The organism is Polaromonas sp. P1_F2 (genome assembly GCF_056405735.1).
This window is the reverse complement of sequence record NZ_JBFUBN010000004.1, coordinates 328,686-348,377: the sequence shown is the minus strand read 5'-3', so window position 1 is coordinate 348,377 and position 19,692 is coordinate 328,686. Positions and strand designations below refer to the sequence as shown.

23 protein-coding genes and 1 other RNA gene are annotated in these 19,692 nt (G+C 63.9%); all 24 read right to left on the bottom strand.

What is annotated here, in order from left to right; genetic code table 11:
• Positions 1–2 precede the first annotated feature (2 nt).
• Positions 3–935 carry a FliM/FliN family flagellar motor C-terminal domain-containing protein gene (locus tag AC1D0O_RS11310; protein ID WP_477653617.1) on the bottom strand — a complete coding sequence of 311 codons (933 nt, stop codon included), beginning with the start codon at positions 933–935 and terminating at the stop codon, positions 3–5.
• Positions 932–2,122 (bottom strand): flagellar hook-basal body complex protein, encoded by a 1,191-nt coding sequence (locus AC1D0O_RS11305; protein WP_477653616.1) that lies wholly within the window; start codon positions 2,120–2,122, stop codon positions 932–934. Before AC1D0O_RS11305 ends, AC1D0O_RS11310 begins: the two co-directional genes overlap by 4 nt.
• A gap of 33 nt (positions 2,123–2,155) precedes the next feature.
• Positions 2,156–2,566 (bottom strand): flagellar hook assembly protein FlgD, encoded by a 411-nt coding sequence (locus AC1D0O_RS11300; RefSeq protein WP_477653615.1) that lies wholly within the window; start codon positions 2,564–2,566, stop codon positions 2,156–2,158.
• The gene (locus AC1D0O_RS11295; RefSeq protein ID WP_477653614.1) at positions 2,563–2,955 is read right to left on the bottom strand and encodes a hypothetical protein; all 393 of its coding nucleotides are present in this window, start codon (positions 2,953–2,955) and stop codon (positions 2,563–2,565) included. Before AC1D0O_RS11295 ends, AC1D0O_RS11300 begins: the two co-directional genes overlap by 4 nt.
• Positions 2,956–3,350: 395 nt before the next feature.
• Complete coding sequence (locus tag AC1D0O_RS11290; protein WP_477653613.1) at positions 3,351–3,872, bottom strand: hypothetical protein; 522 nt, start codon at positions 3,870–3,872, stop codon at positions 3,351–3,353.
• Positions 3,869–5,311 (bottom strand): FliI/YscN family ATPase, encoded by a 1,443-nt coding sequence (locus tag AC1D0O_RS11285; RefSeq protein ID WP_477653612.1) that lies wholly within the window; start codon positions 5,309–5,311, stop codon positions 3,869–3,871. Before AC1D0O_RS11285 ends, AC1D0O_RS11290 begins: the two co-directional genes overlap by 4 nt.
• Positions 5,308–6,078: a FliH/SctL family protein gene (locus AC1D0O_RS11280; protein WP_477653611.1), complete on the bottom strand. Its 771-nt coding sequence runs from the start codon at positions 6,076–6,078 to the stop codon at positions 5,308–5,310. The genes AC1D0O_RS11285 and AC1D0O_RS11280 overlap by 4 nt, the downstream gene beginning before the upstream one ends.
• Positions 6,075–6,662, bottom strand: a complete 588-nt coding sequence (locus AC1D0O_RS11275; RefSeq protein WP_477653610.1) for a hypothetical protein — start codon at positions 6,660–6,662, stop codon at positions 6,075–6,077. Before AC1D0O_RS11275 ends, AC1D0O_RS11280 begins: the two co-directional genes overlap by 4 nt.
• A 50-nt stretch (positions 6,663–6,712) precedes the next feature.
• Complete coding sequence (gene fliF, locus AC1D0O_RS11270) at positions 6,713–8,134, bottom strand: flagellar basal-body MS-ring/collar protein FliF (RefSeq protein WP_477653609.1); 1,422 nt, start codon at positions 8,132–8,134, stop codon at positions 6,713–6,715.
• A 46-nt stretch (positions 8,135–8,180) separates the two neighbouring features.
• A complete protein-coding gene (gene fliE / locus AC1D0O_RS11265) occupies positions 8,181–8,489 on the bottom strand; it encodes a flagellar hook-basal body complex protein FliE (RefSeq protein ID WP_477653608.1) in 309 nt (102 codons plus the stop codon).
• The gene (gene flgC / locus AC1D0O_RS11260) at positions 8,489–8,947 is read right to left on the bottom strand and encodes a flagellar basal body rod protein FlgC (RefSeq protein ID WP_477653607.1); all 459 of its coding nucleotides are present in this window, start codon (positions 8,945–8,947) and stop codon (positions 8,489–8,491) included. The genes fliE and flgC overlap by 1 nt, the downstream gene beginning before the upstream one ends.
• Positions 8,948–8,980: 33 nt before the next feature.
• Positions 8,981–9,364, bottom strand: a complete 384-nt coding sequence (gene flgB, locus AC1D0O_RS11255) for a flagellar basal body rod protein FlgB (RefSeq protein WP_477653606.1) — start codon at positions 9,362–9,364, stop codon at positions 8,981–8,983.
• Between the two features lie 47 nt (positions 9,365–9,411).
• The gene (locus AC1D0O_RS11250) at positions 9,412–10,608 is read right to left on the bottom strand and encodes a flagellar basal body P-ring protein FlgI (RefSeq protein ID WP_477653605.1); all 1,197 of its coding nucleotides are present in this window, start codon (positions 10,606–10,608) and stop codon (positions 9,412–9,414) included.
• A 2-nt stretch (positions 10,609–10,610) separates the two neighbouring features.
• The gene (locus AC1D0O_RS11245; protein ID WP_477653604.1) at positions 10,611–11,240 is read right to left on the bottom strand and encodes a flagellar basal body L-ring protein FlgH; all 630 of its coding nucleotides are present in this window, start codon (positions 11,238–11,240) and stop codon (positions 10,611–10,613) included.
• Positions 11,237–12,259 carry a flagellar basal body P-ring formation chaperone FlgA gene (gene flgA, locus AC1D0O_RS11240; RefSeq protein ID WP_477653603.1) on the bottom strand — a complete coding sequence of 341 codons (1,023 nt, stop codon included), beginning with the start codon at positions 12,257–12,259 and terminating at the stop codon, positions 11,237–11,239. The genes AC1D0O_RS11245 and flgA overlap by 4 nt, the downstream gene beginning before the upstream one ends.
• 9 nt (positions 12,260–12,268) lie before the next feature.
• A complete protein-coding gene (gene flgG, locus AC1D0O_RS11235) occupies positions 12,269–13,063 on the bottom strand; it encodes a flagellar basal-body rod protein FlgG (protein WP_477653602.1) in 795 nt (264 codons plus the stop codon).
• Positions 13,064–13,097: 34 nt separating this feature from the next.
• Positions 13,098–13,892 (bottom strand): flagellar hook-basal body protein, encoded by a 795-nt coding sequence (locus AC1D0O_RS11230; RefSeq protein WP_477653601.1) that lies wholly within the window; start codon positions 13,890–13,892, stop codon positions 13,098–13,100.
• Positions 13,893–13,938: 46 nt separating this feature from the next.
• A complete protein-coding gene (flhA, locus tag AC1D0O_RS11225) occupies positions 13,939–15,978 on the bottom strand; it encodes a flagellar biosynthesis protein FlhA (protein ID WP_477653677.1) in 2,040 nt (679 codons plus the stop codon).
• Positions 15,979–16,019: 41 nt separating this feature from the next.
• On the bottom strand, positions 16,020–17,105 hold the full coding sequence (locus AC1D0O_RS11220) for an EscU/YscU/HrcU family type III secretion system export apparatus switch protein (RefSeq protein ID WP_477653600.1): 1,086 nt from the start codon (positions 17,103–17,105) through the stop codon (positions 16,020–16,022).
• Positions 17,095–17,943, bottom strand: a complete 849-nt coding sequence (locus AC1D0O_RS11215; protein ID WP_477653599.1) for a flagellar biosynthetic protein FliR — start codon at positions 17,941–17,943, stop codon at positions 17,095–17,097. Before AC1D0O_RS11215 ends, AC1D0O_RS11220 begins: the two co-directional genes overlap by 11 nt.
• Positions 17,944–17,957: 14 nt before the next feature.
• Complete coding sequence (locus AC1D0O_RS11210; RefSeq protein ID WP_477653598.1) at positions 17,958–18,224, bottom strand: flagellar biosynthetic protein FliQ; 267 nt, start codon at positions 18,222–18,224, stop codon at positions 17,958–17,960.
• Positions 18,225–18,304: 80 nt separating this feature from the next.
• Positions 18,305–18,466: a hypothetical protein gene (locus tag AC1D0O_RS11205; RefSeq protein ID WP_477653597.1), complete on the bottom strand. Its 162-nt coding sequence runs from the start codon at positions 18,464–18,466 to the stop codon at positions 18,305–18,307.
• 142 nt (positions 18,467–18,608) lie between these two features.
• Positions 18,609–18,995, bottom strand: a transfer-messenger RNA (tmRNA) gene (ssrA, locus tag AC1D0O_RS11200).
• A gap of 12 nt (positions 18,996–19,007) precedes the next feature.
• Positions 19,008–19,673 carry a phosphoglycolate phosphatase gene (gph, locus tag AC1D0O_RS11195; protein ID WP_477653596.1) on the bottom strand — a complete coding sequence of 222 codons (666 nt, stop codon included), beginning with the start codon at positions 19,671–19,673 and terminating at the stop codon, positions 19,008–19,010.
• Positions 19,674–19,692 lie beyond the last annotated feature (19 nt).

Below are 19,692 nucleotides of genomic sequence, written 5' to 3'. Positions count from 1 at the left end.
AGTTAGGGTTGCGTGCCGGCGAGTTCCAGCGATTTAAAACCGTTTGTCTGCGCCAGCCAGGCATGGGCCACTTTCTCGCGGTTTTCCGAGAAGAGCTGCGAAGGCTGGTCCAGGGGGTGCTCAAGCGCAATGACGTCGCCGACCCGCAGGTTCTGGAGCGCGCCAAGCGAGAGGGTGCATGGGCGCAAATATGCGTCAAGCGCAAGCATGCGTTGGCCCAGCGCGGCGTCCATGCGGACGAGGCCGGCCTGCCCGGAGGTTTTCGGCGAGGCCGGCTTTTCTTCGCCGGACTTCAAAAGAATGGCATCCACGCTGTCGGCGTCCAATGCCACGGTCCATTGGAGGCCGGCGGCACAGAACTCAAGCAGCAAAACTCCGGAAAACTCACCAGGCCCGGGCTGGTCGTCAGGGCGCACCGCCATCTCCATCGGCGCCGCAGCGTCTTCGTGGCGCGGCGCGCATGCATCGGCCCAGCACCGCCAGAAATCCCGCCACATGGACAAGGCCGTCTCCGCGGCCATGGATCCCGGCGCCGGAGCAGGTTCAGGCAACTGCCGCTCGTCCGATGCGCCCCAGAGGTAGGCGGCAAAGCGCTCGACGGGAAATCCGGGCGCCATCCCGCCATCGCCCGCACGCCAGCGCAGGCTCGGCAAGCCGGCGCCGTGGTCGCCGAACTCGCACACCATCCATGGCTTGTTCCAGGTCCCGGCATGCGCCGGATCAGCGGCATCAGAAACCTGAACTTGAAGACTTCCGGTTTCCGTGCGCGCGCCGCGCCAGTCCCATGCGCTTTGCCACTGAGAAAGCGCCGCCGAGATGGCAGCACTCACGCGCTCGCGCTGGGCGGCCGAAAACGCCCTGAGCACCCGGAACCTTGAAGCGGCGTCCGCCTCGGAAACCAGGACGGGACCTGCAGCACTGGCATTCAGCATCATTTACCCTTCAGCGCGAAAAGTTCCTGCAGCATTTCATTGGCGGTCGAGATCACCTGAGAGCTGGCCTGAAAGCCTCGCTGCATCACCACCAGGTCGCTGAACTCCTGGGAAAGGTCCACATTGGCGATCTCCACGGATGCGGAACGGATCGAACCAAACCCGCCCTCCTCCGCGCTGCCTGTGGTCCAGTGTTGCGGGTCCAGCGCGCTGAACTGGTTGTCGCCCACGGTGCCCACCGCATCCAGCGAGTCGAAGCGGCCCAGGGCCAGCCGCGTGCTTTTGATGTTTTGGCCGTTCGAATAGCCCAGCACCAACGTCCCCGTGGAATCAAAGCTGGCCTCGGTCAAAGCGCCTGGCGTGATGCCGTCCTGCGAGGACATGGCCAGTGTTGACAGGTTGCCCGAGGCAAAAGAGGTCACGTCGGTGCTGAAGTCCAGCACCAGCGGAATCGCTTTGCTCCCGGCGGGCGTGTACGTCATGCTGAGTTTGGCGGTTGCGGCGGTGGGCTTGCCGTCAAAAAAAATGATCTGGCGGGTCGCGACCACCGCGGCGCCCTCGAGCAGGTCAACCTTCCAGCTTCCCGGGGTCGTTGCATCCGTGTTGGTGAATTTGACGTTAAGGGTATGCGCGCCGCCCAGCGCGTCGATGACGCGCACGCCGCCCACGGTCTGGTCGGTGGCGGTGCTTGAAAGATTGCCGTTGAACTTGACGGTCGCGGTGGCTTTTCCCGGATTGGTGGCCAGCCCGGAGAGGCTGATTTCAGTCAGCCCACCTTCGGGGGAGCGGCCCATGACCTTGGCATCGTCTGCCTGGTTCACGAGCACGCCCGCGCCGTTGAACTTGAACTGGCCGGCGCGCGTATAGGTGATGTGTCCTTCAGCGTCCCGAAGGATGAACAATCCCTGGCCGTCGACCGCCATGTCCAGCGGATTGTCGGTTTTGCGGATTTCCCCCTGCTTGAAGGACAGCACGGTTGATCCCGCGTTCAGGCCGTAACCCAGGCCGCCGTAACTGCCCGAGCCGCTGCCGCTGGCCAGGTTGCTGTTGGAATAAAAAAGATCGGAAAACTGCAGGCTGGAGCCCTTGAAGCCCGGCGTATTGAGGTTGGCCGTGTTGTTCGCGATCACCCGCAAACCCTTGGAATATCCCAGCAGGCCGGTCATTCCGACATAGATCGAATCAAGCATTGTGGTCTCCGGTTGTACCGTTCATATCCCGCGCTATCGCACTGCGACGATCTGGCTGATGCTGACGCCGTCGACAACCGCCCCCGAAGCGGTCTTGACGCTGAGGGAGGGTGAGCTTCCCTGCAGGGACAGCGCCGTGACGGTACCCGTCAGCGTGCCCGATGCCGTCGTGGCGTCGACGACGCGCCCGATCAGCCCCACCGACTGCAAGGCGGCCTGATTGTTGATCAGGGTTTCGATTTTGGTGTTGAGTTGCTGGGTCTGCTCGACACTGGTGAACTGGGCAATCTGGGCCATGAACTCCTGGTTGTCCATGGGTTTGAGCGGGTCCTGGTACGAGAGCTGGGTCAACAGCACTTTGAGGAAGTCCTGAAGCCCGAGGCTGCTGGCCTGCAAATTGGGCGAGGAACTGCTTTGCGGGGCGCTGATTGCGGAGATGGTCATGAAAGCTCCTTGGGCGGGGTGAAATAGGACAAGGTTGAAACGGAGAAGGAAGGAATCTCAAAAACGGTCTTGCCATTGCAGACCAGCCTGGAGAGCCTGCTTCGCTGCTCCTGAAGGCAGGCCCTGATCTGGGTCAGAAGTTGCGCCACCTGCGCTTCTCCGGCTTCGGCCCGGGCGTCGATGCCCAGCCACACGACGACATCCGGCCCGTGCCATTCGGCATGCAGGCGTATCGCCTGCGGATCCGGATTGTCTCCCTCGCTTTGCGGGGTCGGGCCCATCGGCGCAGGAAGCGCATCCGCCGTCAGTTCATCGGCGTCCACGGAAGGTCTCAGGCCCGTCACTTTCAGGCGCGAAACACCCGCCAGCGCAAGCGCCAGGCTGGCCAACCGTATATCCGTGGCAGGCAGGCGGCCCGCTTCGGGCCGGGGCGCACGGGCAGGTGCCGGTATTCCAGGTGAGCGATTCGACATCGGACGGGGAGCCGGGGGCCCCGACTCAGCCACGCGCCTGTCCGCCCTCACCGCACGGTTTGACAGGGCCGGGTGCGGCCGGACCGGATCCAGGCGGAATGGGCCGGCCACGCCTTCGGGCCGCCCTTCAGCCCGCGCCGCGGCTTGCCCCGGCTTGAACCAGGTGTCCCGTTGCGCTTGCTCCATTTCCCGCTTCCAGGCGCCGGCGGATTGCAGCTGGTCGCCGGAAGGGGCAAGCCGAGGGCCGGTCCCGGCCTTGGCCGCCGGGTACAGCCCGCCCGGGTCTTCGCGAAGCGGAAACAAGGGGGAGCTCACGCGCCGGCTCCCGGTTCAGCCGGTGGAGTCGCCAGGGCCTTGTTGAACGTCTCGCGCATGGCCCAGTCCCGGTCGGCTTCAGCCGCGTGAAGGTGCGACTGCTCGCGCACGTAGATGGCAATGACACCCGATTCGTGAGACCGCAGGCCTTCAAGCCGGACCTCGGCGGCGCGGCACAGCTGCAGCAAGTCGGTGCGTGCCTTGTCCAGCGCCGCTACATGCGCTTGAAGCTTCTTCATCGATGTCTGCAGCTGGGCCAGATAAAGCAGCCCGGCCTGGTGCCTGGAGGAATCCAGGCGCACCTGGAGTTGCCGTCCGAGTTTCTCGCAGGCCTGCTGGTGCAAACCTTCGATGGCGCCCAGTTCGGCGCGCGCGGAGGCCAGCTGATGCTGCACCTTGACGAGTTTTCCGTTCAGCGCATCGAGTTGCCATTGGGCCCGCCTGGCCAGGGGCTCCAACGGATATTTGAATCCGCGGAGATCGCCTTTGCCGGCATTGCCGTTGCCCGGCGGGTTCAACGCGAGCCTCCTGCTTTGGCGCCCAGCGCCGCGGCCGGAAGTGCCGCATCCTCGGCCATGCAGGCCCGCAGTTGGTCCAGCGCGCGAGGCCGGTCAAAGCCGCCGTCGCGCTGCGTCATCCATTCCCGAAGCACCGTGTCGCGCCGCAGTGCCTGGTCCAGCAGCGGGTTGGTTCCGGCTTCATAGGCACCGATCTCCACCATCTGCCGATTGCGCTCCACCAGCGACACATGCCGGGTCACGCGGTTGACCAGTTCGCGTTCGGCCGCATCCGTCAGGTCCGCGCGAAGGCGGCTGGTGCTTTGCAGGACATCGATGGCGGGATACTGGCCGGTGTGGGCCAGCGCGCGCGACAGCACGATATGGCCGTCCAGGATGGCGCGCAGGTTGTCCGAAATGGGTTCGTTGAAATCGTCGCCTTCCACCAGAACCGTGAGGAGGGCCGTGATGGCCCCGCCGCTGTCGGAAGTGCCGAAGCGTTCGCACAGCTGCGGCAGCTCGGAAAATACCGAGGGCGTATAGCCGCGGGCCGTGGGAGGCTCACCCGCCGAGAGCCCGACTTCACGGCGGGCCATCGCAAGCCTTGTGACCGAGTCCATGGTGAGCAAGACCTGCTGCCCCTGTTCCCTGAAGTGTTCGGCGATGGCGACCGCCGCGTGGGCGGCGCGAATGCGGGCCAGCGCGGGCTGGTCCGCGGTGGCCACCACGACGATGGACCGGCGCAGGCCCTCGGGGCCCAGCTGCTTGTCGATAAAGTCCCGGACTTCCCGCCCTCGCTCGCCGATCAGCGCGATAACGTTGATATCGGCTTTGACATGGCGCGCGATCATGCCGAGCAAGGTGCTTTTGCCGACACCGCTTCCCGCGAAGATTCCCACCCGCTGGCCTTGGCCGAGCGTCAACAGGCCGTCGATCGCCCGGATGCCGGTCTCGAGGATACGGGCCACCGGGGGGCGTTTCATGGGATTGACCGGCGCGCCGTGCAAAGGGACGCCGCGGACCGTGGCCGGCCGCGCGCCGCCATCCAGGGCTTCGCCGAAACCGTCTATCACGCGGCCGATCTGGGCGGGCCCCACGCCGAACGTCGATGTCCGGCCAAGCGCGACCACCTCGGCGCCGGCGCTGACACCCTGAAGCGAGCCGTAGGGAAGCAGTGTGACGTGGCCGGCATGCAAGCCCACCACCTCGGCCAGGACACCGGCATCTTCCGCAGGCAGGCCGCTGGCGGAGCCCCGTGCCGGCGGGCTGTGCGCCGCCAGGCGGGGGCGGATCCGGCACAACTCGCCGACCGTGGCGTCAGGTCCCTGCGCCTGGATGGCCAGACCCTGGACCTGGCGCACCCAGCCTATCCGCCTCATCAACTCCCGCTCCTGGAGCGCCTGCGAATAGGCGCCCAGCCCCGGACCGGGTATCGGGGCGGCGCCCGGATTGGCCCTCATGCCGGGTCCTCCGTGCGGCGCGCCGCCCGGGTCTGAAGCAGCATGGTTTTGAAGGCCTCGACCTGCACGTCGAGCCGGGCATCGAGCGCGCCCTCAGTCGAGCGCAACATGCAGCCCCCTACGGCAAGCTCCGCATTGGCCATCCACCGGATCGTGTGGTGCGCATGCGCAGCGACTCGAGTCGACCAATCCTTGTCGCCTTCCAGCCACTTCAGGTCTTCCGGGTGGACATGAATTTCGAGCGCCGCCTTGCCCCGCCAATGGGCCAGTGCATTCACGACGCCCGACCTCACCATGTCCCGGCTTGCCGCCGTTTCGCCCAGTACCCGGCAAAACGCCTCAAAAACCAGCGCCACCATGTCGTCCTCGGCGCCTTCCAGAAAGCCGGCTTTCTGCCGGGCCACCGATTCCGCCATCTGCTGCATTTTTTCCAGGGCGTCGGCCAGCTTCTGCTGGCCGGCCCGGTTGCTTTCCAGGGCGGCGCGGTGTTCCAGCGCGGAGCGCTCCAGGGCCTGTTTGAGGCCCGCCTCATAGCCGTCTTTTTCCCCCTGGGCCCTGCCGGCTTCATAGCCGTCGGCATGCGCCTCCTGCCGCGCCTGTTCGCGGTTCGCATCAGGATCGGGAAGTCCCCGGCCGGCTGCGGCGGGCACCGGTTTCTCGGAACCCGATCGCTGCAATGGCGAGGCCGCGCCAACGCGTGGCGCCCCGCGCAACTCCAGCGGCGCGCCTTCCGCGACGCCTCTGATGACAAAACTGTCGGCGTTCACTTGTGGACCTTCATGGGCGCCACGATGCTGGACCAGAACCGCCGCCGCTCCCGCCACCAGCGCTCAAGACCGCCGGGGTGGGCGCCGGCCTCGTTTCGCGAGGGTGCGCAAGCTTCGGCGTTCTGATAGCGCTCAAGCAGGCGCCGCAACAGCGCAAGCTGCAAGCGGGCGGCCTGGGCGTTGTCGGCCCCGGTGCGGGAGCCCAAGCTGTCGAGCTGCAATCGAAGCGACAGGCGCCTGTGCGTCTCAAGCGCCGCCAGCAAGGCATCGGCCCACAACCAGGATTTCAGGGAAAGCAGGAAAGCCAACAGTGCGACCGGCTCCGGTTTCAGGATGGGAAGCAGCAGCTCCACACGCGCGCCGTCGAGCTCGTGCTTGATGGCTTCAAGGGACAGGTCACCGGTGCCGGCCCTGCCCGCGAACGCTGCCTCCCGAGGCGCCTCATGGCTTTGTCGCAAGGCGTCCAGAAGACCGGGATCGGAAGGTATGCCCAGAGTGCGCAGTTCCTCAAGCAAGGATTGCAGCTCGGCGGCTTCGGGGGCCGGGAGTTGCCGCAGCAGCCAGTCGGCATCCTGCGGCGGCATCGCATGCAATGTCAGCGCAGCCTGCCGCGCGGCAGAGGATATTTCCAGATTCACAATTTCAGTCCGGCGGGCGGTGACTCTTGCTGCATCCAGGCGCGGACCTGGCGCAAAGCCGATTGCCTCTGCTCCTCGCTCATCGCGGGAGGCCGGGCTCTTTTCCTATGCAGCAGGAACCAGGCCAAACCGCCGAACACAAGCAGCAGCAAACCCGCTATGGCCATCACGGGCGCAGGCATGTCGCCCTGCACCGCGACCGACGGGCCTGCGGGCGCATCGCCGGCTTCCACCCCGGGTGCCGCCGGCAGGGGAATGGCGCCGCTCTTCAGGCTCTGGACAACGACGGTGTCACCGCGTTCGAGCGAAGCACCCACCGCCGCGGCAATGACTTTTCGCGTCAGCTCCTCGTCGCCCGCATCCAGGGCCTTGCGGACAACTGCGACCACCTGGATGCGGCGGATCGAGCCGGGCTGGCTGACCACCTGTTCGACCCTGCGCCCGACCTGGTATTCCACCTCCCGCTGCATGCTGCCGTTCGCACCGGTGCCGGGACGCGCATCCAGCGGCGCAACCCCGGCATCGCGCGCGGACTCGCGTTCGCGCACCATCACGCCGGCGGGTGGTTTGTTCTCCCGCCCGCTCGCGGGGATGACTTCTTCGGTGGTGATGCGTATCTGGTCCATGTTCAGGAGAACGTCGACGCTGGCAAGTGCCTGCCCTGCGCCAAAGCTTTGGTCCAGCACCAGCGCCGCCTTGCGGGCCAGGTAGTCTTCGGTTTCCTTCTTGAGATCGAGCCGGGCCGAACTGCTGCCGGGCGCCGCGCCGGTTTCGGCATTGGCGGCCACGCGGCTCAGTGCAACCCCCTGGTGATTGACGACGGCGACGTCGGCCATGGTCATTCCAGGCGTGGCGGAGGCGACCAGGTGCTGGATGCCGAAGACCTGTTCGGGGCGCAGGTTCTGGCCCTGCTTGAGCGTCAGGGTGATGGCGGCCTTGGGCTTGCTGCTGGCCTGCTTGAACAGGCCTTGCTCCGGAAGCGCCAGGTGGACACGCACCTCGCTGACTTCAGCCAGGGACAGGATGGTCCGCGTCAACTCGCCCTGGAGCGCCCGCTGGTAGTTGATCTTCTGGGCGAACTCGGTCATGCCGAAATCGGTATTGTTGAACAGCTCGAACCCGACCACGCCCTGCAAAGGGATTTCCTTGCCCATCAGCTTGATCCGTGTCGCATGCACCTGCGTTTTGTCGACGAGGATTGTCGAGCCTCCGTCACCGAGGCGATAGGGCACTTTTTGCTTGTCGAGCTCCGCCGTCATCGCGAGCGCGTCCTGGGGTTTCAGGTCGGAGAACAGCACCTGGTATTCCACCCTGAAAGCCCACCAGGCAAAAAAGACCACGGCAGCCAGGAACAAGACCAGCCCGCCCACCAGGAGCGCGCGAGCCGGCCGGGCGAGCCCTTTCCAGAAATCGATCATTGCTTTCAGCTTTCTTCTATAAAACGGATTTGCGCGGGGGCGCGGGCTATATCTGCATCTTCATGACGTCCTGGTACGCTTCGAGCAAGCGGTTGCGGACCTGCATCATCAGCTGAAAGGCAATCCGGCTTTCTTCCATGCGGATCATCACCTGGTGCAGGTTCTGCACATCGCCCACGGCCAGCGCCTGGAGATCGCCCTGCGTCGCGAGCAGTTGTTCGTTGACCTGTTGCAGGCCTTGCGTCACCAGGGCGCCAAAGGAGCCCGCCCCTTGCGGGACTTGGTCCAGTGGGTGGAGCTGCGGAACGCTGGAGCTTGTTGCCGCAAGGACCGGCGCGATCATGTCGGTACTCATCACGCGCCCCCGATTTCAAGCGCCTTCAAGGCCATGGTGCGCGCCGCGTTCATCGCCGCCACGTTGGCCTCATAGGAACGCATGGCGCTCATCAGCGTCACCATCTCGGTCGCGTTGTCCACACCCGTATAAGCCACAAAGCCTTTGTCATTGGCCAGCGGATGGCCGGGCTCGTAGACCATGCGCGGCGGCAGGTCGGTCGGTTCGACCGACACCACGGCCGGCGCGCCAACCGGGCCCGCGCCGCCCACACCACTGCTGAAAAGATCGGCGAATGCCGGCGAGCCGGACGCCGCCATCGCGGCGGCCCGGGCCACCACGCGAAGCGGCCTGTACTGGGGCCCGTCCGCGCTCTGAATTGTGTTGGCGTTGGCAAGGTTGAGCGAAGCCACATCGGCGCGCGTGCGCTCCAGGCTCATGCCCGCGGCGCTGATGGCAAAGGAATCGGAGTAATCCATGGGTGCTGGTTCCTGCGTGGAGGATCGGTCGAATTATTTTTTGCCTTCCGTCGCGGCCGACGAAAGCATGGCGAGGTGGCGCGAAAGGCCTTTCACGAGCGCCTGGTACTGGACTGCGTTCCGGGCCATGTTCCCGACCTCCACGTCCAATTCCACGCGCGCCGGCTGGCCGTCGGTGCGAAGCACGGGGTGCTGGCGAAATTTCATATCGCCCAGCGCCGCCGCGTCCAGCCGCCCGTGCTCGCGCAAGGTCCGGCGCGCCTGTTCGAGCTGGCCTTCAAAATCCAGGGCCTGCGGCACATAGGCTTCCGTGTTGGCGTTGGCGATGTTGCCGGCAATGACTTTTTGCCTGGCTGCGGCCGCGTCCAGCGCAAGTGACAGCGCGGCCGTCGTGATGGATTCGATGCTGTTTGACATGAGTGTGACCTTTGACTGATCCTGGCTGGTATGGCTGAAAGGCGAAGCTATTGGACGACGAGTTCCGCGTGGAGGGCGCCGGCGGACTTGATGGCGCGCAGGATGGAGATGATGTCGCGGGTATTGGTTTTGAGCTTGGCGAGCGACTGGACCAGGTCGGCCACCGTCGTCTGGCCGGCCACAAAACCCGGGCTGTTGCGCTCATCGACGTCAATCCGGGTGTTGCTGACCAGGGCGGTGCGCACGCCGGGCCCGGCTTCCCCGATGAAGAAAGGCTGCGAAACGCTGTTTTGCTCGGTAATGGCGATCTTCAGGTCGCCGTGGGTGATGGCCACTTTGGCAATGCGCACATCCCCACCCGCGACGACGGTGCCCGTGCGTTCATTGATTACCACCTTGGCGCGCCTGTCGGGTTCGACCGTGACGGACTCCAGGCGCGACAGGAAAGCCACAAGGCTGCCGCGCTGGTTTTGCGGCACGTCGATGTCGATGCCCGAGGCATCGCGCGCCTGCGCCAGGTTGGCGCCCAGCTGCGTGTTGATGGCCATGGCGATCCGGTTCGCTGTGGTGTAGTCCGGCTCTGCCAGCAGAAAGGTGACGTTGGGAACAGCGGCGCCAGCGGAGCCGGGCTCCACCGGGGCTTTGGCCGTGCCGACCTCGACGGTCGCGCCGTTGGGCACGGCGCCTACCGTGGGGTGGTTTTTTTGCAGCACGTTGCCGTTGGAGTCATAGCGATAGCCGCCCACCGACAGCGGCCCCTGCGCCAGCGCGTAGATGCGGCCGTTCGCCGCTTTCAACGGCACCTGCAACAAGCTGCCGCCGACCAGGCTGCGCGCATCGCCCGTGGAAGACACCGTGATATCCAGGGTGTCGCCCGGGCGGGCAAAGCTCGGCAGCGAGGCGCTGACCATGACCACGGCCACGTTCCGGCTCTGGATCTGTTCGGGCGGCACGCTGAGGTTGAACTGCGACATCGCATTGGACAAGGCTTGCCGGGTGGCGCGGTTCGTCGGCGAGTCGCCCGTGCCGGCGAGGCCGGTCACGATACCGGTTCCCGTCAGTGCGTTGTCCCGCCATCCCTGCAGCTTGCCCAGGTCCTTGATGCGGATGAGGCCGGTCTGGCCATGCGACTGCGGCGCGGCGAAGCAGAGCGCGCCGCACAGCAGCAGCGCAAAGGCATGAAGCCCGGGGGCGCGCCGGTTTCTAGGCTGCAGAAAAGAAGTGAGCTTGAGCGTGAGCGCCATGTTCAGAATCCCGTCCAGTCGAGCAATTTTCGCCACCAGGGCCGCTGGTTGCGTTCGGCAATGTCGCCCTCGCCCACATAGGTGATCTTCGCGTCGGCCAGCCGGGTGGAAAGAACGATGTTGCCGTCGGACACGTCCACGGGCCGCACACGCCCTTCCAGCGTGACGCGTTGCGGCTCCTGGTTGACCGTCAGCATCTGCTCGCCCGTCACCGCGAGATCGCCGTTGGGCAGCACCTCACGCACCGTCACCGACAACGTGACCAGCAGCCGGTTGGCGCGCTGCGTGCGGCCACCGCCGTCAAAGTCGCCGGCCGTGTTGACGCTGGTCTGGGCTTTGGTATCGCCGCGGTGGCTCAGATCCGCCGATAGGCTGTTTTTCCTGCGGGTGTCGGTGTCCGCGCTGCTGCTGGCGCTGGAGTTTTCAAAGACCTGGACGGTCAAGACATCGCCCACACGAAAGGCCTTGTTGTCGGCCGTGTAGGGTCGATAGGTTTTTTCGTCGTAGAGGCTCACGCCTTGCGCGTGCGACAGGCCCGCCCACGAGCACAGCATCAGCGCCAGCATCACCCCACGCGCAAACGCGGGGCTGACCCGCAAGTTGTCGCCAGTTTTTGAATTCCGGAAAATCATGGGTACATCTCCACACGGCCCGGGCCTGCGACACGGGCCAGCAAACTGGCGGTGGCATTGACGGGCTTGACTTGAACCATCTGGCCTGCGCGGCCGTCCTGCAACACTTCGGCGCGACTCTGCACATTCAGGCCCGCTTGGCGCGTCTCGAGTACAGCCCAACTCCCGCGAACCACGTCGGGAACAGCTTCGGTATGAGCCGCTGTCAAAGTTTCGCCGGCCCGGATTGGGCGGCGTAGGCGCTGGCCGTCCGAAAATTGACGGGCAGGATTTTTCTGGGAGGGCGCGGCCGCCGCCATGTTTTGTTCGCGTACCTCCACGTCGCCGGGCAAGAGAGACGCGCCGGTCGGGATATCGCGTGCTGCGACCGCCACCGGCCCATAGACCGCGACTTCAAAAACGACAGCCACCGATCTTTGTACCTTGCCGGCGCTGCCGACATCAATCCAGACCGTCATCCGGGGCGCCAGCGACGTACCACTCATGGGGCGGGGGTTGAGTTCCAGCTGTTCATCCGCCACCGCGAGGTCCCGCGGCAAAGTCACCGGCTGCAATTCAATGCGGGTGCCGGCCGGCAGCTGGCCGGCCAGTTGGCGCCGCAAGGCCTTGTCAGCGAGGGTAAGGATGTCGTCGCCCGGTATGTCGCGGCTGCGCAGGCTGATGTCGGTGAATGCCGCGCCCTGCCAGGTGATCTGGTCGCCCTGAAGGCCCGCATGGCTGCGTACCCACCGTGCAAGCACGTCGCGCTCCAGCACAAAGGACTGGCCGGCACGCGGCGCGCGGCCCAGCGGCAAGTCCATCAGGCGGCGCAAGGTCACCGGGTCCGGGCTGGCTAGGCTGGCAACGTCGCCCAGGCGCACATCGCTCTGACTGACCTGCACATGGTCCGGCAGGCTGATGCGCGCCAGGCTCGCAGGCATCTGCGCATGCAGCGGCCGAGCAAGGGTGGCCAGCACCAACAGGCACAGGCCTGCCGTGCCGGCGCCGGAAGGCAAAAAACGGGAACGGAAAACAGGCATGGGCGCGTTCTACCGGCGCAGTGAATTGACCATGCCGAGCATTTCGTCGGAGGCCTGCACCACCTTGACGCTGGCTTCGTAAGCACGCTGCGCGATCATGAGGTTCACCATCTCGTCGACCAGCTTGACGTTGGATCCCTCCAGGAATCCCTGGGCCAGCCGGCCCAGGCCCTCTTCCCCGGGCTTGCCGACAACAGGATCGCCCGCGGCTTCGGTGGGCCGGTAGAGGTTGTCGCCTTGCGCCAGCAGGGCTTGCGGATTTGAAAACCGCACCAGGTCAATTTTTCCGATGTCCACGGGCGTGGCCTGGTTGGCCAGGCGCACGCGCACGGTGCCGTCCGGGTCGACCAGCAAAGCCTGGGCGTTGTCGGGAATGTTCAGCCCGGGCTTGAGCGCGTAGCCCGCCTGGGTGGCCAGCATGCCTTCCTTGTTGACCCTCAGCGTGCCACCGCGCGCATACGCCTGCGACCCGTCGGGCATGGTCACTTCCATGAAACCGTCGCCTTCAATCGCGACGTCGAACGCGGACTCGGTTTTCTTGAGGTCGCCCATGTCGAACAGTTTGGCCATGCCGCCTATGCCGACCCCTGCGCCGACCCGGTTCACCGCGTCCAGCAGGCCGGCCGGCGCGCCGGCATTGGCCGACGGCAGCGGCGTGGCTGAACGCGTGACCAGGTCGGAGAACGTCAACCGGCCTTTTTTAAAACCCGTGGTGTTGACGTTTGCCAGGTTGTTGGCGATCGTGTCCACATTCATCTGCTGGGCCTGCATTCCGGTGGCACCGATATAAAGCGCGTCGAACATAGAACTCCTCTGGTTTGTGTACTAAAAAAACGGCTCAGGCGAGATCGCCGAGTTTTCGGATCGCGGTCCCCATCATTTCGTCGTAACCCGTCGCGACTTTTTGCATGGACTCAAAATGCCGCATGGTTTGCATCAGCTGCACCATTTCCTGCATCGACGAAACATTGGAGTTTTCGAGAAAGCCCTGGCGTACCTGGACATCCACGTCATTCACCATGCCGGCCGGGCTCTCAGAGGCGACCATGCCCTCCCCGATATGCTGAAGCGCCAGCGGCGCTTCGAACTGCATCACCTTGAGCTGGGCAACCGGCTCCTGGCCCGCCGCGCGATTGGCGGCAAAACCGGCCGTGCCGGGCGCGAGGCTCTCAAAAACATAGCCGCGTGAATCAATCGATGGATTGGGCGTCTTCAAGAAGATGGCGCCGGCCTTGCCCATCACCGGATAGCCCTGGGCATTCACCAGCCGCCCCTGGCCGTCCAGGTGAAAGGATCCCTGCCGCGTGTACGCCGGTCCCGATACGGTGGCGACTTCGAAAAAACCATCGCCGGCCAGCGCGAGGTCCAGGTTCTGCCCCGTGGATTTGAGCGTGCCGGGGCGAAAATCCGTTTGTGCCTGCAGCGTGCCGCCGGTCGCGTCCGCCTGCAGGGCCAGCGCATTGACCTGCGCGGTGAAGGACGCGCCCAGCTGTGAATAGGGGGTGGGCTGGACGGAGACCACTTCGCGCTTGTAGCCGGTGGTCAATGCGTTGGCCAGGTTCATGCCGACCTTTTCAAGGCGGACGCTGTCCTGGTGCATGCTTTGCAAGGCGATGGCGAGGATGTTGGTCATGCTGTATCGGTCTGGGTTGGATTGTGGGCGGGAAAGGCTGGATTGTTTAGAAGCTCACCACGCCATACGACTTGAGTTCGATGTTGTGCGGAATCTCGGCCATGGACAGCACACGCAGGTGCGGCATCACCCGCTCGGACAGGGCACGCACATGCCGGCGCAGCTCGGGTGAGCAGAGCAGCACCGGCAGCAGGTTGCTTTTCATCATCTTTTCCGCCTGCTGCACCAGCTTGCCGATGAATTTTTCAGCCATTTGCGGCTCCAGGACAAACTGGCCCGCGGCTTGCCCCGAACCTTCCGCGCGCGAGTTTTGCACGCCCTGGAGGAACCGGCTTTCAATGGCCGGATCGAGTGTGAGAACGTGCAGCGCATTGGCTTCGCCCAGCAAACCCTGGCATATCGCGGATCCCAGCCTGTGGCGCACGATCTCCGTCAGGTAGCCGGTTTCCTTGGACTGCCGCCCGGCGTCCGTGAGGGTCTCCAGGATCGCCTCCATGTGCCGTATCGAAACCTTCTCCCTGAGCAGGTTCTGCAGCACTTTCTGGATGTCGCTGATGGAAAGAACCGTGGGCACAAGCTCTTCAACCAGGCCAGGCTGGTTTTGCCGAACCCGCGCCAGCAGGCGGTCGGTTTCAGCCCGGGTCAGCAGCGTGGAGGATTCACGCCGCAAAACCTCCGTCAGGTGCGTCATGAAAACGCTGGGGGCATCCACCAGCGTGAAGCGCGCGCGGACGGCGGCATCCCGCTGCGACTCCTCTATCCAGATGGCGGGCAGGCCGTACGTGGGATCTTTGGTGACCTCCCCGGCAATGGCCGTCACGTCACCCTGGGGGTGAATCGCAAGCAGCCGGTCCGCGCGCGCCTCGCCCTTGGCGTTGAGGGCACCGTCAAGGTAGATTTCGTAGCGGTCCGGCCCGAGGCGCGGCGCGTCTTTGAAGCGTATGCGCGGCAAGACAAGGCCCAGTTCCTGGGCATGCTGGTGGCGGAAGGCGGCGATTCTTTCGAGAAACGAGCCGCCCTTGTCGTTCACCAGCGGAACCCATCGGGAACCCACCTGGACTTCTATGGGTTCGACCGTCAGGTGCGCGTATGGATCGTCTTTGCCGCCCGCATCAGTCGCCTCCGCCGGCTTGCCTTCCGGTCCCGCCGCCTGCGCAGCGGCGCCGGCCTGCGCACGCGACCCGCGATACACCATCCAGGCGGCCAGCCCCGAGAGGCAAAGCAGTATGAGCGTGGGGATCGCCGGAATGCCGGGCAGCACCAACAGGCCGGCCAGGGCCGCGGCCACCAGCAAAAGCGTTTTGGGGAATGAAGTAATCTGCCGCAAAGCCTCTTTGCTCAGGTGGGCGTCCGAGGCCGACCGGGTGACGATAATCCCGGTCCCCAACGCAATGACCAGCGCGGGCACCTGGGTCACGATTCCATCGCCGATGGTCAGCAAGGTGTAGGTCTTGAGCGCCTCGCTCCACGGCAACCCGCGCTGCATGATGCCGATCAGCAAGCCGCCCACGATGTTGATGAGCAGTATCAGAATGCCCGCAATCGCATCGCCCTTGACGAATTTGCTTGCGCCGTCCATCGCGCCGTAGAAGGCCGCTTCTTTCTCGATGTTCTTGCGGCGGCGCTGTGCTTCAGCCTGGTCGATGAAGCCCATGTTCAGGTCCGCATCCACACTCATCTGGGCGCCGGGCATGCTGTCCAGCGTGAACCGGGCGGCCACTTCAGAGACGCGCTGCGCGCCGCTCGTGATCACCACATACTGGACGACGATCAGGATCAGGAAAATGATCAGGCCGATGACGTAGTTTCCCCCGACGACATAAGAACCCACGGCGGCGATCACCCGGCCGGCGTCGCCGTCCGAAAGGATCAGGCGGGTCGCGGCGACGTTCAGCGACAACCGGAACAGGGTGGCGATCAGCAGCAGCGAAGGGAAGGTCGAAAATTCCACGGGCCGCGCCATATAGAACGTCAGCATCAATATCAAAAATGCGAAGCTGAAGTTCAACAGGATCAGGAAATCCAGCAGCGGACTCGGTATCGGCGCAAACAATACCACCAGGACGCCCAGCACCAGCAGCACCATCACGATGTCGCTGTGTTTGGCCAGGAAACCCTGCAGGGCCTTCACGCGGCGGCCATCCCTTGCCGCCGTTCGCGCATGGCGAAGACCCAGACAATGATCCGGGCCACTTCGGCATACATGGCTTGGGGCACATGCTGTTCCACGGCAAGCTCGCGAAACAGCCTGCGGGCCAGCGCGGGGTTTTGCACAATGGGGATGTTGTTCTCGCTTGCTATTTTTCTCATGGCGCCCGCGGCCTTGCCCGCGCCCTTGGCCACCATTTGCGGAGACGACATTTCCCCATGCCTGTAGCGCAGGGCCACCGCCACATGCGTAGGATTGGTCAGCAGCACATCGGCATTTTTGGTGTTGCGCACCGTCAACGTCCGCTTCAGGGCCTCCCGGCGCAACTCCCTGAGCCGCGCACGAATTCGGGGGTCCCCCTCCCGGCTTTTTGATTCATCCTTGAGCTCCCGGCGGCTCATTTTCATTTTTTTGGAAAATTCGCGCCGCGTGTACATCCAGTCCACGGCGGCGATCATCACCAGAAGCAAGGCCATCTTGATGCTCAGTGACGCCGCATCCTGCAGCAAGGTGCGAAGGTAGGCCAGCGGGGAGAGGCTGGCGACCCCGAAAAAGTGCGGCGCCAGGCTCTTGAGCGAAAAGTAGGAAACCGCGGCAAGAAGAACCAGCTTGACGCAAGCCCTGGCCGCGTCGAACAGGGTTCTCATCGAAAACACCTTCTTGAAGCCATTGACCGGGTTGAGCCTGTCGAAATCCGCCTTGATCGGTTCCGTCGTGAACATCGGGCCCGTTTGCACCACATTGGCGAGAACCGCCGCAAGCATGATGACGGTGAAAAAAGGCAGCAATTGGCTCATCGCTTCCATGGCCATCCGGGATGCGAGCGGCCAAAGCGCCCCGCCATCGGGGTCCAGCCCCGCCATGCGAAGCAACAGGCTCTGGTCGAAGATGAATTGTTCCCTGACGCTGTCCCAGCCCTTCCAGGTCAGATAAACGGCGGCCGCCGTCCATACCAGCGCCGAGATGACTTCCGCGCTTTTGGCGACCTGCCCCTTTTCTTGCGCTTTGAGAAGTTTGAAAGGAGTTGCGGCCTCATTGCGATCGAGATCTTGCTCATCGGCCATGGACAGCCTCCGGCGTCACCGCGCTTCGGGGAACATCCATGGACAGCATGGAATTCCAGGTCGTGTAGATCTCCCGGTAAACCCGGGTCATGACGCCGCCTACGCCGGTAAACCACAGAGACAGCGTGACCAGCCCGACAACGATTTTCACGGGAATGCCGATGGCGAACATATTCATCTGCGGCAGGTTTCTCGCAACGACGCCAAGTGCCATTTCCACCATAAAAAGGCAAAACACAACAGGTGCCACCAGAGCGAATCCCAGCGTGAACAAGGCTCCCACCTGCTTGAGCATGGCGGATAAGCCGTAGGCCGCGGACCATTGGACCGCTACCGGGAAACGTTCAATGCTGAATGCGATGCCCCGTAGCAAGGCATGGTGGCCGGCCAGCAGGAAAAACAGCAGGACGGCGAAAGTGTTGAATGCAGAGGTCAGGATAGGCACCTGGCGCCGGGTAACGGGGTCAAACACCTGTGCGATGCCGAACCCGATCTGGATGTCAAGAAACCGCCCGGCGATGTCAAAAGCCGCAAACGCCAGCAGCACGCCAAGACCCAGAGTTGCACCCAACGCAAGCTCCGCCAGGGCGGACGTCAACATCGAAGCGCTATCAACGGCCTGGCCGCCTGCCGCTGGCGCAAAGCCCAGCGCAATGACGAATGACAGCGACAGGAGCATGAGAACCCGCACCGTCGTCGGGATTGGCATGGCGTAGAAAATCGGCGTCAGGACAAAGACCCCCGCAACCCGTATTGAAAGCAGAATGACTGCCTCCAGGGGCGGCAACGCCCATGCCCGGGAAGCCCAGGACCAGCCAGCTTCAAGTTCGGCAATCACGCTTGTCGGCCCGGCTAGAACATGGCAGGAATGCCAGCCCACAGCTGAGTAAAGTAGGTGCTGAGCTTACGCAGCATCCAGGGACCAAATACGACAAGCGCGATGCCGGCGGTCATCAGCTTGGGGACAAACGTCAGGGACATCTCCTGCACCTGCGTCACCACCTGAACGATGCTGATCAGCAAGCCAATCAGCATGGTCAATCCAAGAACGGGCAGGCACACCAGAAAGCCCATCCAGAAAAGATCGGCCATCATTTTCAAAGCCAGGTCAGCGTGCATTGTTGTTGCGTGCTCTCGCACTCCCCATCGCCATCGTTATTGATATCCCTCGCATCGGCGCGCCCTGATTTTGTGGCGTCTTATTCGCAAATGCGACGAAATGTTAATTGAAATATCCTGCCTGCACCGATGCCTGAAAAAATATCGCGATGCAAGTGCGCTTCCTCCTGCATTTGCAGGAGAAGGCGATCTTCAGCTTGTAGGTCGGAAGTTACAAACACGGCGACAAAGCCGTCATCCATCAAGAATGTCACCGAGGCGACTTCGGCAGTCCGGTTTTCCTCAAGGGTCCGGTGCCGTGGCCGAGGTCCTGCGTGTGGAATCTGATTCGCCAAAAAAAAAAGCCGCTACTGAATTTCAGTAGCGGCTTTCTCGTCGTGATGGTGGTGGAGCTGGGGGGATTTGAACCCCCGTCCGCAAGCCTTGTTCGGGCAGATCTACATGTTTAGCGGTCTGATTTGAGTCTCGCCACCTGTGTCGCGCAGTCGCACGCTACACAGGACGCCAGCACCCTATTTTCTCGCCCCGGGTTAAGGTACCCAGCCCGGAGCCAGCCGATGAAATTATCTTTACAGCCGGGAGCGTTTAACTTGCGTTAAACACCCCTTGCCCAGCCCATCGGCCTGCTGTTGTAAAGCTCACCGGCAATTAAGCAGCGAGTGCGAAACGTTCGTCGTTTGCAGTTAGTTTGTTTGAATCTGTTTTACGAGCACACTCAGCTCGACATGCACCACACCGCGTCCGAACCCACGTCGAAACCAATGCAGCCCCAGGAGGCCTAGTTTACGCCATTCGCAGCAAATTCAAGAGCGCGCCGGGCACGGCGATGGTCGCGTCGGCTTTCCAGCCTCCGGTGTCAGCAGTTTTACCCAGGTAACCGTAAGCGGCTGCCACTGTGGGCATGCCGGCAGCCCGGCCGGCCACGATGTCGCGCTCGTCGTCACCGACGTAAATACAGCGTTCGGGGGCGACATCAAGCTGGCGGGCCGCCTCCAGCAAGGGCGCCGGATGCGGCTTGGCATGCGGCGTGGTGTCGCCGCTGACGATGGTCCGGGCTGTATTGAAGAGCGGCATCGCCTTGGTCAGCGGGACGGTAAAACGGGCTGATTTGTTGGTCACCACGCCCCAGTGGAAGCCAGCCCGGTCGATGTCGGCGATCAATTCGGCCACGCCGTCAAATACCGTGGTGTGCTCGGTCATGCGGGATTCGTAATTGCGGAAGAACTCTTCTCTGAGATCGGCAAAACGGGCATCGTCCGGCGTCAGGCCGAAGGCCACGCCAATCATGCCGCGCGCACCCGCGCCCGCCATGGGTCGGTAAAGCGCCAGGGGTAGCGACTCGAGCCCCCTGTCGGTGCGCATCTTGTCGGCCGCGGCGCCGAGGTCGGGCGCGCTATCTATCAGGGTGCCGTCCAGGTCGAACAGCACGGCAGCGATGTCTTTGAACATGTCGGGATAGTGAATTTTG

Bases quoted from the DNA above. Each gene is read 5' to 3' on its own strand.
- flgG (WP_477653602.1), bottom strand. From the start codon at position 13,063: ATGTTCGACGCGCTTTATATCGGTGCCACCGGAATGCAGGCCCAGCAG.
- AC1D0O_RS11305 (WP_477653616.1), bottom strand. From the start codon at position 2,122: ATGCTTGATTCGATCTATGTCGGAATGACCGGCCTGCTGGGATATTCC.
- gph (WP_477653596.1), bottom strand. From the start codon at position 19,673: ATGTTCAAAGACATCGCTGCCGTGCTGTTCGACCTGGACGGCACCCTG.
- fliF (WP_477653609.1), bottom strand. From the start codon at position 8,134: ATGATCGATTTCTGGAAAGGGCTCGCCCGGCCGGCTCGCGCGCTCCTG.
- AC1D0O_RS11285 (WP_477653612.1), bottom strand. From the start codon at position 5,311: ATGAGGGCCAATCCGGGCGCCGCCCCGATACCCGGTCCGGGGCTGGGC.
- flgC (WP_477653607.1), bottom strand. From the start codon at position 8,947: ATGGATTACTCCGATTCCTTTGCCATCAGCGCCGCGGGCATGAGCCTG.
- AC1D0O_RS11230 (WP_477653601.1), bottom strand. From the start codon at position 13,892: ATGACCAACATCCTCGCCATCGCCTTGCAAAGCATGCACCAGGACAGC.
- AC1D0O_RS11205 (WP_477653597.1), bottom strand. From the start codon at position 18,466: ATGGATGACGGCTTTGTCGCCGTGTTTGTAACTTCCGACCTACAAGCT.
- fliE (WP_477653608.1), bottom strand. From the start codon at position 8,489: ATGAGTACCGACATGATCGCGCCGGTCCTTGCGGCAACAAGCTCCAGC.
- AC1D0O_RS11310 (WP_477653617.1), bottom strand. From the start codon at position 935: ATGATGCTGAATGCCAGTGCTGCAGGTCCCGTCCTGGTTTCCGAGGCG.
- AC1D0O_RS11275 (WP_477653610.1), bottom strand. From the start codon at position 6,662: ATGCCGCCGCAGGATGCCGACTGGCTGCTGCGGCAACTCCCGGCCCCC.
- flgB (WP_477653606.1), bottom strand. From the start codon at position 9,364: ATGTCAAACAGCATCGAATCCATCACGACGGCCGCGCTGTCACTTGCG.
- AC1D0O_RS11300 (WP_477653615.1), bottom strand. From the start codon at position 2,566: ATGACCATCTCCGCAATCAGCGCCCCGCAAAGCAGTTCCTCGCCCAAT.
- AC1D0O_RS11220 (WP_477653600.1), bottom strand. From the start codon at position 17,105: ATGGCCGATGAGCAAGATCTCGATCGCAATGAGGCCGCAACTCCTTTC.
- flhA (WP_477653677.1), bottom strand. From the start codon at position 15,978: ATGGTGCTGCTGGTGCTGGGCGTCCTGGTGGTATTGTTTGCGCCGATA.
- AC1D0O_RS11210 (WP_477653598.1), bottom strand. From the start codon at position 18,224: ATGCACGCTGACCTGGCTTTGAAAATGATGGCCGATCTTTTCTGGATG.
- flgA (WP_477653603.1), bottom strand. From the start codon at position 12,259: ATGCCTGTTTTCCGTTCCCGTTTTTTGCCTTCCGGCGCCGGCACGGCA.
- AC1D0O_RS11250 (WP_477653605.1), bottom strand. From the start codon at position 10,608: ATGGCGCTCACGCTCAAGCTCACTTCTTTTCTGCAGCCTAGAAACCGG.
- AC1D0O_RS11245 (WP_477653604.1), bottom strand. From the start codon at position 11,240: ATGATTTTCCGGAATTCAAAAACTGGCGACAACTTGCGGGTCAGCCCC.